The following is a 12,944-nucleotide window of genomic DNA, read 5'->3' as shown; positions in this document are numbered from 1 at the left end:
AGAATTAACGGCTTTGTTTGAGCTGAAATTCACTGATGACGTCAAATTCATCTTTGAGCTTGTCATACAGCCGCTCGTATAAGTAAAACAGCTCAATATATGTTTCGCTGTTTTTGACGTTCGGTTCATGACGGTGAGAAATTCTGATCCAGTCCTGAACATCCTCGATCCGTTCCATTTCGCCAAGGCTGTGCAAAGCGAGAACGGCCGCTCCGAGCGCCGAGGCTTCGTAACTTTCCGGAACGAGGACTTCCCGTCCCATCGTATCGGACAAAATCTGCCTCCAAAGCGGCGATCTCGCAAATCCTCCTGAAGCCCGCACGTCTTTTGCGGGGCCCGCCAAATCTCTCAGTGCGACACCGATTGAAAAGACGCTCATGATGACGCCTTCCAGCACCGCTCTGATAAAATGCTCCCGTTTATGGCGGAGGCTGATGCCGAAAAACGTTCCGCGGGCATTCGGATTCCAAAACGGCGCGCGCTCCCCTGATAAAAACGGCAGAAACAGCAATCCCTCAGAGCCTGCGGGCACTTTATCAGCGATATCAATCATTAAATCGTACGGATCAATGCCGAGCCGCTTCGCCGTTTCGACTTCCGGAGAAGCGAATTCGTCTCGAAGCCAGCGCAGCATAATGCCTCCGTTATTCGTCGGGCCTCCGATGACCCAATGCTTGTCAGTCAGCGCGTAACAGAATGTCCGCGCTTTTTCATCCGTAATCGGCGCATCCGTCACCGAACGCACGGCTCCGCTTGTTCCGATCGTAACGGCCACTTCGCCTTTGCCGATCGCGCCGACTCCAAGGTTGGCGAGCACGCCGTCATTTGCGCCGATAATAAACGGTGTATCCGCATGAATGCCCATCCGTGCAGCGATTTCCGGCGCAAGGCCGCGCAGCTGATGAGTGGTCGGCACGATGTCCGACAGCTGATCTTCCCGGATTCCGGCAATCCGGAGCGCTTCTTCATCCCAGGAAAGCGTATCTAAACGGAACAGCCCCGTTGCCGAAGCGATCGAATAATCGACGACATAAGTTCCGAAAAACTCGTGCAGAATATATTCTTTCATACTGATGAATTTGGCGGTTTTCGCGAATGTCTCCTTGTCCTGTTCTTTCATCCAGACAATTTTGGAAAGCGGAGACATCGGGTGAATCGGCGTACCCGTTCTTTTATAAATATCAAAACCGTTCATCTCTTTTAAAATCCGTTTTGATTGCTCGGCGCTGCGGTTGTCCGCCCAAATGATGCTTTTGGTCAGCAGGCCGCCGTTTTGATCGACAGCTATCAATGAGTGCATGGCGGTGCTGATGCCGATTGCAAGCAGATTGTCAGGACTCAGTCCGGCCTTTGTGACGGCTCCCCTGATGCTTCCGATAACCGCTTCCAAAATGTGCTCAGGATCCTGCTCGGCCCATGCCGGCTTTGGCTGTATTAAATCATAGTGAACCGAATGCTTGGCTAACACTTTGCCTCTTGGTCCGAACAGAACGGCTTTCGTACTGGTTGTGCCGATATCCAGACCGATAACAGCTTGGGTTTCCTTCATAATATATCCCGCCTAATCTGATTGAATAATAAGATAGATTGATAATGTATGCCCTTACAAAGTCAATTATAGGAATAATTTTTTTATAAATCAACGATGAAGAAGAAAATTTTTTTCATAAAATTGCCTCAATTCCCGCTGTATCGGCATTCTCTCTTTTGAAAAATAAATATTCAGAAAGCGATTACAAACGTTTGTGCGCGATCATTTTTCTGATTTGCTGCAAGTTGGCGAGCGTTTTCTCCTGCCGCAGCCGGGCCGTGGCGAAATACAGTGTATCAATGACCGACAGCTGGGCAAGCCTTGCGGACATTGCTTCCGTTCTGAAAGCCGTCTCCCTTGTTGACGTATACAGCACCACGTCGGAAATCTGGGTGAGCGGCGACTTTTGGTAGCTTGTAATGCCGATCGTGCCAGCGCCGAGCGATTTGGCCATTTTCACCGCGTCAAGCACGTCCTTATTGCTTCCCGAATGAGAAATGCCGATGACTGCGCTTTCGGGACCGAGAAGACCCGCTGACATCGCCTGAAAGTGAGAATCTGTGTGCGCGATGCAATTTATACCCGTACGCATAAATTTATGATACGCGTCAGTGGCGATCAGCCCGGAACCGCCGTTTCCGTAAAATTCGATTCTGTCTGCGCGGTGGATCATTTCTACCGCTTTTTCAACGTCGGCCGGATCTAATAAATGAAAGGTATCGGTCAGACCGGAAATGTTTGTGCGGAAAACTTTCTGGATGATGACTTCGATATCGTCGTCGGGGCTCATTTCTTCATGAATGTGCTGCACCGGCTCCTGAACGATCTCCTGAGCAAGCGCGATTTTTAAATCCTGATAGCCGGAAAAACCGAGCCGTTTGCACAGCCTGAAAATCGTCGCTTCAGAGCTTTTCGTTTTTTCCGCCAGCTGAATGATGGAAAGGTGAACCACGTCTTTCGGTTCCTTCACGATATGGTCTGCAATCGCTCTCAATTTTGGCGACAAACCTTTGCTGGCCGCCTGAATCTTCCCGATGCTGCTTGAATTCACAGGGGTCATGCTATAACCTCCCTACTCGAATGTAAACGCATACTTTTATGATAAAGCAAGTTCTGTCATAAGGGAATCAGGTTTTGCTTTCTTTACCGCAAATGAAAGAAAAGAGAAAAGTATATCGGGGAAACCGCCTCAATGACATTTCAGACATCCGATTTTTACAAAAAGTGATCGTTCTTTGAAAAGTGCCGGTGCCCAAGTCGCCGGCGCTTGAAGTTCCAGATGAATTTCTTCAAATTAGTGTTCCGCCATTAGCAGTCAGTTCTTTATTAACTGGATTGATCAAAAGAGAAGGATTATTAAGCAGGAGAACACTTGAGAAGCACAGGCTGATCAGCTTCTCAGAAAAACTTCAAATTAATATAATAATCTAATTGCTCTGAAACGCGTACCATACATTATACTTTCAATGATTTTTAAACTCTGAGGAGGAAATTCACATGAAAGTAATTGCAATTGACTTAGATGGCACGCTGTTATCAGAGAACTTAATTATCCAAGAACAAGATGTAAGAGCTTTAAAGCTCGGACAAAAACAAGGTCATCTTGTAACAATCGCTACAGGGAGAGCTTTATTTGATGCAAAACATATCATCAATAAATATGATTTGGATTTTCCGATCATTGCTTCAAACGGCGCTCAAATTGATGTGGGAAATCAGGTCATATTCGAACATTTTATGGATTCAGATGTAATCCAACCTATCATCACATGGTTAAATAAAGAAGAAATCTATTATCAGCTTTACTTATCTGACAAAATTGTCGTATCAAATCAAGGAATTCAGCAGCTTGAAAAAGAACTTTACAATACAGTAATGGAAGAACCTCATTTTAATCAAGAAGTATTTTGGAATTCTATTAAAGCTCAGATACATCAATACGGGTTAGAGGAAATACCGGGTACAATTGACCCTATCGATTATCGGTATGTCATAAAATGTATGATCGTTTCGCCAAACCAAAGAAAATTAAAAAAAGCAAAAGAATATTTTGGACAACTGAAGGAGTGTGCCGTAACGAGTTCAGGAGCATTCAATCTTGAAATCACAAGTTCAGGAGTAGATAAAGGAGCGTCATTAAATAAACTTTGTGAACATTATGGAACGGATGCGCGGAATGCAATCGCAATAGGTGATAATCTAAATGATCTGCCTATGTTTCGTGCAGCAGGAATAGGGATAGCCATGGGAAATGCAGATAAGAAGCTTATTCAATTGGCTGCTTTTAAAACGTTATCGAATGATGAGTGTGGTGTATCTTATGCTTTTGATCACTACATTCTGACGAAAGAAGAAGACCCTAAACCGCGGAGTATACAGCCATGATCCATTTTGTGAAAAGATGTTTAATCTATATTGTCGGATTGTTTATTTTATCCGTAGGGGTTGTATGTATGATTAAATCTAATACCGGGATTGCCCCCTGGGATGCTCTGAACGTGGCTTTATCAGAACTCATTGGCCTTACAATCGGGTCATGGGTTTTCATCGTCGGAGGAATTCTTATCTTTATAAACAGCCTCATAAAAATGCGGTTTCCTAATTTAGCCGGTTTTATTCCGATTGTTATTATTGGAAGTTTTGTTGACCTTTTAAACTTAAAGGTTCTTTCGTTCTTAAAAACAGATGCTGTAATTCTTCAATGGAGTTTATTTTTGATAGGGTTGTGTATATTGGCTATGGGAATCGCTATTTATTTAAGAGCATCTTTTCCTTCGATACCGAATGATGAATTAATGCTGGCTATTACTGAACGTACAGGTTGGGGTATTCATATTACAAAGACGATAGGGGAAGCTTTAGCTTTTGTGCTTGCAATCATTCTTCAGGGGCCGATTGGGATAGGAACCATCATTGTGCTGCTGTGTCTGGGGATATTAGTAGGTTTATTTGACAAACTATTACACAAGATGGGGAAGCCCCGTTCTATCTATAGTGTGGGACAGGAAGGCGCATATATTCATGCAGGCCATGATAAAACAATGAATTAAATGCTTTTTTCCCCTTGTGTTGTTCAGTGTGAAATGCTGATAACGCTGTCTAAAAAGGAGTAGCAGTAATGACAAACATTACAGAGATAGCAAAGAAAGCGAACGTTTCTCGGACAACAGTTTCTAGAGTTCTCAATAATCATCCTTATGTAAAACCTGAGAAGCGGGACGCTGTGTTAAAAGCTATGAAGGAATTAAATTATGTACCGAATTTCAACGCGATTAACTTATCCAGGGGGAAGACAAATGTTTTCGGAGTCATTGTTCCCAAAATCAACCATCCGTTTTTCAGTAAACTGATTGCCGGAATAGGCGAAGAGTGTAATAAACATAATTACAGTTTACTTGTGCACCAATCAAATAACGATCCTGAACAAGAAATGGAGTTTTTTAACAGATTGAAATACAAACTTATTGACGGTCTTATTTTGGGATCCTGTGTAAGCCCCCATCACGTACTCGACGAGATATCTGGGTATGGTAATATTGTTTCCTGTGAAGCTTCTGCAAGCAAACAGGTTGCACATATATTTATTAATCATGAGTCAGGAATCAAAATGGCAATTGATCATCTGCGAAATCAAGGACATCAATCCATTGGTCTGTGTATAGGAAATCCTAAGAGCGGTGTTGGCATAAGCAGAAAAAAATCATTTTTTCACTTTCAAAATGAATACGGATTGAAATGGTGTGATAATTGGTACTTTGAGGAACAGTACACTATTGAGAATGGTATAGAAATAGCAAAATTATTACTAAATAAGTCACCTCGTCCTGCGGCAATGGTTGTAGGAAGTGATTACGTTGCGGCGGGGATCATTTATGAAGCAAAAAGACAGGGAATACGAATACCTGAAGAACTGGCGGTTATAGGATTTGATAATCAGCCGATATCTAAGGTAATAGAACTTTCAACGATACATCAACCTATTAAAGAGTTGGGACAAACAGCAGCAAATTTATTATATAACTTAATGAATAACAAAGATGTCCCCAATATAAATAAGTTGGAACTAAAACTTATTAAAAGAAAGTCAACTTAAAAAGACCACTTTATGGTGGTCTTTTTTGCTTAGCGCAGAATCAGCTCTGGGGCAGGCGCTTTGAAATGAGCTCTTTTTTTCGTTTCATCTATAAAACTGAAGGGCTTCATGGATAGGTTTTCAAGTTCATTTAGGAAATGACAAGCTTTTAATGGCACAAATGATGTCATATTCCATACAACTTTCTCATTAAAACCTATAGCACGAATATTATGCATAAGCCGATCAATTGTGTAAGAGCCTGCCGCTACATACCCTTTTCCTTGATACCACAGATTATTCCCTTCAATTTTCTCCAGTGATTGGCCGCACATGGAATCTGTGTCAATGCGATCTGTCATTGCTATAATACCCTCAGAGCCAACAAGTTCTACAACCCGCCGTGCAACTTCTAAGTCTACATGTTCACTATCAAAATTCATACAAATGGTTAATAAACCTTCTTTCGCGGCTCTCATCAAAGTACCGGGAACTTCTCCGACAAGTGTGTTGATATTATCTATGTTCCATTTATCTAGCCGAGCATCTTTTAACCCCTCTAATCTATGTACTCTTTCTTGGGGTGTTCTCCAGGTGTGTTTAAAATTGTTTGGCATATCATTAAACAAATGATCTGTTAAAACGGCATCTGATCCAGTGTAATTGCTGCGTTTTTGCGCTGTATCTATAACTTTCATTATAAGTTCAGAGGTTTCCTCCGGGTATGCTTTTTGGAAGTGACCCAGCGCCGGTTTTACTCCAGCCTCCACAAGTGTATCTACAATCCATTCTAAACTTGGATGTTTTTCGGTGATATATTTCTTTAGATAGGAGTTTTCAGTCATAGCATCTGGAGACAGTACAGTATAAATAAGACCATATTCTCCACATGAAGCGATCTTTTCCCATTCTTCTTTTAAGGGTGCCCAATTCCCTTTTTCCGGTGTGCCTGCAAAACTGGCCAATAATGGTCCTTCTAGTGAAATACCTAAAATATTACGGTAACGTCCCTTTCTCTTTTGTGTATGGAACTCTTTCATAAAGGCTGCAAATTGATCTAATTGATTATGAGGAAGAAAGATAGAGGGTACACAGAAAATCCCTTCTATTTCAGCTAATGTATTGATCTTTTCAATATCTAATTGGTCTAAATTGCTAAAATCATAGTCACCGATTCCATGACAATGAAATTCTACTGGAAGAGATGGAACTAAATAAGAACCTGATTTCTTAAAAATCCCTTCTCCTCCAATGTCAAAGTTCAGCCATTCATTATTACTATAGGTTATATCAGCGATTTTCATTACTCCGTTTGTTTCAAGGTAAGCCGGGCTGTTAAATGATGTGCTGGACTGCATAGGAAACGCCTCCTGGAAATGTTTATTTAGTATTCAGTGAAGACACATCATCATCTTAAAGTATGAAACCCGTACCATATCAACCTTTTATTATCATTTTTGTAAAAAGGTAGATGTTTTATTCAACTTTCTACACCTGATTTTCTCGTTATTGTCATTTATATCCTGTAAATTTCTTTTAAAAACTCAAAAACACTAGCTGTAACGCCACTAATGCATCTATACTGTTTCGTGTTACGCCAACTAGTGTTCTCCACGAGTTTAATTTGTGGAATTGGTTTCATGTCAATAGCTTTAATAAATGGAATATGACTTCCGGGTATAGAACCTTGTGGGGTCATTGGAGTTGAACTATTAGAAAGAAATGTGTACAGTTACTAAGCTGAGGTACCGGAATAAGAGTAACCTTTCATATTTCTGCCAACTTTTTGCCGCTCAGTCCATATATGCCGATTACGCCATATTAGGAGCCGTCTCAATCCTCATATGAAGATAAACATGTTCAGTCAAAATGTCTTATATAGGTGATAAGAAAACCAGCGGCAAAAATTAGTATTGACTTTGAAAATAGAAGACTGTATATTATGATACTATATTCAGAAAATAAAAACTCAAGAGATTCATTTAACATAAAACACTGTGAACGGGAGCAGTAAAAGAATCCAGTCAGAAAAAGAGAGCCGCGGGTTGGTGCAACGCGGACTGATTGTTCTTTGAACTCGCCCGGAAGTGGCAGGGCGGAACGGAATTGTCGGAATATTCCCTATGTCCTAACGGCTGACCTTCGTTAAAAGGTTTTTAAGCTGGATTCCGGATATTTCGGGATCAACAAGAGTGGTACCGCGGCTGCCTAAGGCACGCCGTCTCTTTTCCTAAAGAGGCGGCGTGCTTTTTTATGTGATGAACACTTTTTGCGAGAGGGCGTGTGATAGATGGAAAAGGACAAGCAAACGTTAAAACGGACGATGTCGTCCAGACACATTATGATGATGGCGCTTGGAGGCGCGATCGGGGCCGGGCTCTTTAAAGGCAGCAGCACGGCGATTGATGAGGCGGGGCCGTCCGTGCTGCTGGCCTACCTCCTCGGCGGAATCATTCTGCTATTTATTATGCAAGGGCTGGCCGAAATGGCAGTCAGAAACAAACATGCAAGGACGTTCCGTGATTTGGTTCAGCAGTCGCTCGGATCGTACGCTGCATACTTTTTAGACTGGATCTATTGGAAAATGTGGGTGCTCAATATTGCCGCGGAGGCGGTCGTAGCCGCCATTTTCATTCAATATTGGCTGCCGGAATGTCCGATATGGATACTGGCTCTGATCATTTCCATCGTGGTGACGGTCGTAAACATGCTTTCTGTGAAACTGTTTGCCGAGACGGAGTACTGGCTCGCGCTTATTAAAATTACAGTGATTGTCATCTTTATTTTATGCGGGATTCTGCTTTTATTTTTCTCATTCGGCAATCACACGGCGCCGGGGCTGTCTCATTTAACGGATCACGGAGGATTTTTCCCGCATGGAGCGGGGGGCGTCATTACGGCGATGCTCGTCGTGATCTACTCATACGGCGGAACGGAAATCATCGGCGTCACGCTGGCGGAGACAAAAAATCCCGAAAAGGTGATCCCGAAAGCTGTCCGAAGCACGTTAACGCGGATTGTCGCTTTTTACTTGCTGCCGTTTTTCATCATCGTCAGCCTGATTCCTTGGAATCAAGTCAACAGCGTTCCCGAAAGCCCGTTTGTCATAGTATTTAAGATGATCGGAATTCCGGGTGCCGACCATATTATGAATGCCGTCATTCTTCTTGCGATTATCTCGTCTATGAATTCGGGACTGTACGGATCATCCCGCGTCTTGTTTACGCAGGCTTCTGACGGCCGGGTGCCGAAAGTTTTTTCAAAACTATCGAAGAAAAAGGTTCCCGTCTATGCGATTCTGACTTGTACGTCATTTTTATATGTAGGCGTCCTGATTTCTTTATTCGCAGGAAGCCAGACGTTTAATTATTTGATGGGTTCACTCGGCTATACCGTGCTGTTCATCTGGCTGATTATCGGATTCGCCCATTTGAAATCAAGAAAACATTCAACAGAACAGCCGGCTTATTACGTCAAATGGTTCCCGTACACGACATGGTTCTCGGTGCTTGCGCTTTTGGCCATCCTGATCGGCGTAATTGCGACGACATCCATCGTCATCACATGCATCACTGCGGCCATCTATCTCCTCATTACGGCTGCGTATCTTGTGAAAGGGAGACGTCAATAAATAAAAAAACTCTTGCCCCGCGGCAAGAGTTTTTTTAATGAACGGCCTTTTTTTCTGCGGCCAGAGCAGGTGTTTTCAGTTTCTTCGGTGTTATATTCACTAAACAAATGCTTGTGACGATCAGAAGCAGTCCGGCTAAAAGGCTGACGGTCAGCGGCTCATGCAGGAATATCGAGCTGACGACAATGGATATGAGCGGGATCAGGAAGGTGTAAGAGGCAACCTTGCTTGCTTCCCCTGAACCGACAAGCGTAAAAAAGGCGAGCCAGCCGAGCGCGATAACAAAAACTGAAATGAACAGAAGGCTGAGAATGAACGGAGCTTTCCATTGAATGGCTGAAAAGCTTTCTGAAAAATGGCCGGAGCTGACAAGCAGCACGCCGCCGATCAGAAGCTGAAGAGCGACCATCCAGATAGAATCCGCGCGTCCGCCCGTTCTTTTCACATATACCGTGCCGAGCGCCCAGCTGACCGCGGAGCCTAGGGCCAAAAGAATGCCGGCGATGGAAATATGGCCTCCGAAACCGGCTGCGCTGATGACGGCGACACCGGCAAAGCCCAGAATAAGACCGGCTATTTTTAAAGGATACATCGATTCCCCGAGCCACAGCCAAGAAAAAACGCCCATTAACACCGGCTGGAAAAACACGATGGCTGAAAATAGGCCGGCAGGCAGGTAATTCAAGCCGACCGTTTGCAGGCCGTAAAATAAAGTAATATTTAAAATGGCAGAAATAAGATAGATCGGCCACGTTTCTTTAAAACGCAGCTTTTTAAAACGGGGCAGCGCCACCATTAATAATAGAAGTCCGCCGATCAGCGTGCGGATTCCGGCAAACAGAAGAGGCGGCGAATAGGCAAGCGCGGCCTTTGTCAGCGGCCAGTTAATTCCCCATACCGTGACTAGAAACGCCAGCATAAGAGCCGTCTGTATTTTCGAAAGCTGTTTCACGTCGTTCACTCCTTGTAGAACAATTCCATCATATGATACGGTAATCAGTAAGATAAATAAAATGAATCTTTTTTATAAGGAGCATAAGTAAAACGTTATGACGATTACACAACTGCGGGTTTTTGTTCAAATCGCTGAAACGGGAAGCTTTACAAAAGCGGGGCAGGCGCTGAATATGACGCAGCCCGCCGTCAGCCATGCCATCTCTGCGCTTGAGTCAGAGCTCGGCATCAAGCTGATCATCCGCGAGCGCCGCAACGGCGTAAGGCTCACGGACACGGGCGGAAAAATTCTCGTCCATATCAGAGAGGTGCTCAAAGGCATAGAAAAAGCCGAGCAGCTGGCGGCCGCGGAAAGAGGGCTTGAACAGGGAACGATACACATCGGCACATTTCCGGCCGCTTCCGCTTATTTCATTCCAAAGCTGATCAGCGTGTTTAAAAAACGGTATCCGAAGCTTGAACTGGTGCTTCATGAAGGAACGGTTAACGAAGTAAAGGAATGGCTCCGCTCCCGGGTAATAGATGTGGGTATCACTCTTTTTCCTACGGAAGACATGGAATATCTGCCGCTGAAAAAAGATAAAATGGCCGTCGTGCTTAGAAATGATCATCCGCTTTGCAGCTGTGAGTCTATCACTCTGAAAGATCTTGACCGCCAGCCGATGATCATCTGTGACGGAGGATACGAATCACCGTTTATTGATATGTTTAAGGAGGCAGGGTCTGTGCTGACTGCCGCATTCACTGTTTACAACGTCAATACGTCCATCAGCATGATCAAAGAGGGGCTGGGAATTGCGATATTATCACAAATGTCTATGTCCGGAATATCGCTGCCGGAAAATGTCGTGACAAGGGAACTCAATCAGGCGGTGTACCGTGATGTTCTGCTTGCCGTTCCTTCTGTAAAAGAGGCTTCATTAGCTGCAAAACTTTTTATTCAAATCGCGCAGGAGCTCACAAAGAATGAATAAAAAGACCCTAAAAATCTTAGGGTCCTGAATCTTATCGGTTAATTTTAAAAGAGTTTGTCGTATTGACAAGTTTTGAACCGCTGAACGTAGCTTTGACACGATAATAACCTGTCTTGCATCCTTTTAAAGAGAATGACTTAGTCACCCTTACTGAGAAAGAAAAGGTTGTTTTTTTGCAAGTCGTCCATTTCTTTCCTGACTTTCGCTGTAAGTATAGGTTTCCTTTAAAAGTTCGATCTGACGGATACGCTGTACTGAGAGTAAAATCGACACTTTTCGCTTTTTTCGTGTAGTAGGAGGCATCGGTAAATCCGCTTACATTTAAATGCTGCTGAGTGCCGGAATAAAAGTCTGCGGCATATGCCTTATCGGTGTTTCCGGTAAAGAAGATTGCTGCCAGTAAAGCTGTGGTGAGTGCCATTAAGATTTTTTTACGCATATAGACTATGACTTCCTTCCTATTCAATATCATACATATCTTAACATTATTGGATATGTTTTTTCAACGAGAGATTTTCACTTTTATAGGATGAAAAGTTCTTCATATCTGAATGTAATAGATTCATTCATACAGAGTTCACTAGTGACGACCGCTGACTGATTGTTCGAAGATCATCGAATCAAATTGTTTAACTCACGGGAAAAGCTGTGGTAAGGTGTGTGGTAGAGACCTTGTTTAAGATCTGCTTACACTAAACCATAAAGGAGAAAACGATGGCTGAACATACATTGAAAGATACTGCGTTTTCCGTATTGAATTTATCGCCGGTCGTACAGGGGGGAACGGTTGCTGAATCGTTCCGCAACAGCATGGATTTAGCGCGCCGCGCCGAGGAGTGGGGCTATAACCGCTATTGGCTGGCGGAGCATCATAATATAGAAGGTGTCGCCAGCTCGGCAACGGCGGTGCTGATCGGCCACATCGCCGGCGGCACGAAAAAAATCCGCGTCGGTTCTGGGGGTATTATGCTGCCGAATCATTCGTCACTTATAATCGCGGAGCAATTCGGAACCCTTGAAACGTTATATCCAGGGCGGATTGACCTCGGACTCGGGCGTGCGCCGGGTACCGACCAATTAACGGCGAGGGCCTTAAGAAGAAACATAAACAGCGGGGAGGATTTCCCGGAGCAGCTTGAAGAATTGAGAAATTACTTCAAACCGTCAGGCAATGTGCGCAATCTAGTCCGCGCCATTCCGGGCGAAGGGCTGGACGTGCCGATCTGGCTTCTGGGCTCAAGCGGCTTCAGCGCGCGTCTTGCGGGAGAGCTCGGGCTTCCGTTCGCCTTTGCGGCTCACTTTTCACCGAAAAACACCGTGCCCGCCCTTGAGCTGTACCGCAGCTCCTTCCGTCCGTCAGATGTACTGGATAAACCGTACGCGATGGTCGGCGTCACCGTCATTGCCGCCGATACGGATGAAAAGGCGGAGCATCTGGCAACATCGCATTATCAAAGATTTTTAGACCTCGTCCGCGGCACGCCGAACCAGCTGAAGCCTCCTGTTGAAGACATGGATCAAATCTGGTCGCCGTATGAAAAAGCGATGGTCAATGAACAGCTCAGTTCAACGATCGTCGGCGGACCGGAGCGTGTGAAGGAGAAGCTGGAAAGCTTCATCCGGACAACACAGGCGGATGAAATCATGGTGAATTCAGAAAGCTTTGAGCATGCCGACAGAATGAGATCATTTGAAATCATCGCCGAATTAAAAAGATGAAAAACGGGCAGCACACTATATATATATGTGCTGCCTGTTTTCGTATAATAATATGAAATTTCA

General features: G+C 44.1%; 11 protein-coding genes and 1 other annotated feature. Of the genes, 6 read left to right on the top strand and 5 right to left on the bottom strand.

Annotation, left to right across the window (positions count from 1 at the left end):
* Nucleotides 1-4: 4 nt before the first annotated feature.
* Both gntK and NYE38_RS16835 read right to left on the bottom strand, forming a co-directional pair.
* The gene (gene gntK, locus NYE38_RS16840; RefSeq protein ID WP_017418880.1) at nucleotides 5-1,549 is read right to left on the bottom strand and encodes a gluconokinase; all 1,545 of its coding nucleotides are present in this window, start codon (nucleotides 1,547-1,549) and stop codon (nucleotides 5-7) included.
* A 184-nt stretch (nucleotides 1,550-1,733) separates the two neighbouring features.
* Nucleotides 1,734-2,591, bottom strand: coding sequence for a MurR/RpiR family transcriptional regulator (locus tag NYE38_RS16835; RefSeq protein ID WP_017418881.1), 858 nt, complete (start codon nucleotides 2,589-2,591; stop codon nucleotides 1,734-1,736).
* Between the two features lie 437 nt (nucleotides 2,592-3,028).
* Here NYE38_RS16835 and NYE38_RS16830 point away from each other — a divergent pair, with 437 nt between their 5' ends.
* The 3 genes from NYE38_RS16830 to NYE38_RS16820 all read left to right on the top strand — a co-directional run bounded on the left by NYE38_RS16830 (nucleotide 3,029) and on the right by NYE38_RS16820 (nucleotide 5,624).
* Complete coding sequence (locus tag NYE38_RS16830; protein ID WP_017418883.1) at nucleotides 3,029-3,916, top strand: Cof-type HAD-IIB family hydrolase; 888 nt, start codon at nucleotides 3,029-3,031, stop codon at nucleotides 3,914-3,916.
* On the top strand, nucleotides 3,913-4,581 hold the full coding sequence (locus NYE38_RS16825) for a DUF6198 family protein (RefSeq protein WP_017418884.1): 669 nt from the start codon (nucleotides 3,913-3,915) through the stop codon (nucleotides 4,579-4,581). The genes NYE38_RS16830 and NYE38_RS16825 overlap by 4 nt, the downstream gene beginning before the upstream one ends.
* A 68-nt stretch (nucleotides 4,582-4,649) precedes the next feature.
* The gene (locus NYE38_RS16820; RefSeq protein ID WP_017418885.1) at nucleotides 4,650-5,624 is read left to right on the top strand and encodes a LacI family DNA-binding transcriptional regulator; all 975 of its coding nucleotides are present in this window, start codon (nucleotides 4,650-4,652) and stop codon (nucleotides 5,622-5,624) included.
* A gap of 29 nt (nucleotides 5,625-5,653) precedes the next feature.
* Here the strand turns inward: NYE38_RS16820 and NYE38_RS16815 are convergent, their stop codons facing one another.
* Nucleotides 5,654-6,961: an N-acetylglucosamine-6-phosphate deacetylase gene (locus NYE38_RS16815; RefSeq protein ID WP_017418886.1), complete on the bottom strand. Its 1,308-nt coding sequence runs from the start codon at nucleotides 6,959-6,961 to the stop codon at nucleotides 5,654-5,656.
* Between the two features lie 630 nt (nucleotides 6,962-7,591).
* Nucleotides 7,592-7,832, top strand: a binding site (T-box leader).
* A gap of 61 nt (nucleotides 7,833-7,893) precedes the next feature.
* Between NYE38_RS16815 and NYE38_RS16810 the strand changes: the two genes are divergently transcribed.
* Entirely contained in the window at nucleotides 7,894-9,234 is a 1,341-nt protein-coding gene (locus NYE38_RS16810) for an amino acid permease (protein WP_025649300.1), read from the top strand.
* A gap of 34 nt (nucleotides 9,235-9,268) precedes the next feature.
* Here the strand turns inward: NYE38_RS16810 and NYE38_RS16805 are convergent, their stop codons facing one another.
* Nucleotides 9,269-10,186 (bottom strand): DMT family transporter, encoded by a 918-nt coding sequence (locus NYE38_RS16805; RefSeq protein ID WP_022553811.1) that lies wholly within the window; start codon nucleotides 10,184-10,186, stop codon nucleotides 9,269-9,271.
* A 97-nt stretch (nucleotides 10,187-10,283) separates the two neighbouring features.
* Between NYE38_RS16805 and NYE38_RS16800 the strand changes: the two genes are divergently transcribed.
* Nucleotides 10,284-11,162 (top strand): LysR family transcriptional regulator, encoded by an 879-nt coding sequence (locus NYE38_RS16800; RefSeq protein WP_003151597.1) that lies wholly within the window; start codon nucleotides 10,284-10,286, stop codon nucleotides 11,160-11,162.
* Between the two features lie 31 nt (nucleotides 11,163-11,193).
* On the opposite strand, the gene NYE38_RS16795 is transcribed toward NYE38_RS16800, so the two are convergent.
* Complete coding sequence (locus NYE38_RS16795; RefSeq protein WP_003151600.1) at nucleotides 11,194-11,601, bottom strand: hypothetical protein; 408 nt, start codon at nucleotides 11,599-11,601, stop codon at nucleotides 11,194-11,196.
* Nucleotides 11,602-11,876: 275 nt separating this feature from the next.
* Between NYE38_RS16795 and NYE38_RS16790 the strand changes: the two genes are divergently transcribed.
* Nucleotides 11,877-12,881: an LLM class flavin-dependent oxidoreductase gene (locus tag NYE38_RS16790; protein ID WP_021495222.1), complete on the top strand. Its 1,005-nt coding sequence runs from the start codon at nucleotides 11,877-11,879 to the stop codon at nucleotides 12,879-12,881.
* Nucleotides 12,882-12,944 lie beyond the last annotated feature (63 nt).

Origin of the sequence: Bacillus sp. EU63 (assembly GCF_038592915.1) — a bacterium.
GTDB classification, from domain to species: Bacteria; Bacillota; Bacilli; order Bacillales; family Bacillaceae; genus Bacillus; species Bacillus velezensis.
Note: the sequence above shows the minus strand (reverse complement) of the source record. Positions and strands in the feature narration are given on the sequence as shown.

Excerpts from the sequence above, each read along its gene's own strand:
- NYE38_RS16830 (WP_017418883.1), top strand. The coding sequence starts at position 3,029 with ATGAAAGTAATTGCAATTGACTTAGATGGCACGCTGTTATCAGAGAAC.
- NYE38_RS16790 (WP_021495222.1), top strand. The coding sequence starts at position 11,877 with ATGGCTGAACATACATTGAAAGATACTGCGTTTTCCGTATTGAATTTA.
- NYE38_RS16815 (WP_017418886.1), bottom strand. The coding sequence starts at position 6,961 with ATGCAGTCCAGCACATCATTTAACAGCCCGGCTTACCTTGAAACAAAC.
- gntK (WP_017418880.1), bottom strand. The coding sequence starts at position 1,549 with ATGAAGGAAACCCAAGCTGTTATCGGTCTGGATATCGGCACAACCAGT.
- NYE38_RS16835 (WP_017418881.1), bottom strand. The coding sequence starts at position 2,591 with ATGACCCCTGTGAATTCAAGCAGCATCGGGAAGATTCAGGCGGCCAGC.
- NYE38_RS16795 (WP_003151600.1), bottom strand. The coding sequence starts at position 11,601 with ATGCGTAAAAAAATCTTAATGGCACTCACCACAGCTTTACTGGCAGCA.
- NYE38_RS16825 (WP_017418884.1), top strand. The coding sequence starts at position 3,913 with ATGATCCATTTTGTGAAAAGATGTTTAATCTATATTGTCGGATTGTTT.
- NYE38_RS16820 (WP_017418885.1), top strand. The coding sequence starts at position 4,650 with ATGACAAACATTACAGAGATAGCAAAGAAAGCGAACGTTTCTCGGACA.
- NYE38_RS16810 (WP_025649300.1), top strand. The coding sequence starts at position 7,894 with ATGGAAAAGGACAAGCAAACGTTAAAACGGACGATGTCGTCCAGACAC.
- NYE38_RS16800 (WP_003151597.1), top strand. The coding sequence starts at position 10,284 with ATGACGATTACACAACTGCGGGTTTTTGTTCAAATCGCTGAAACGGGA.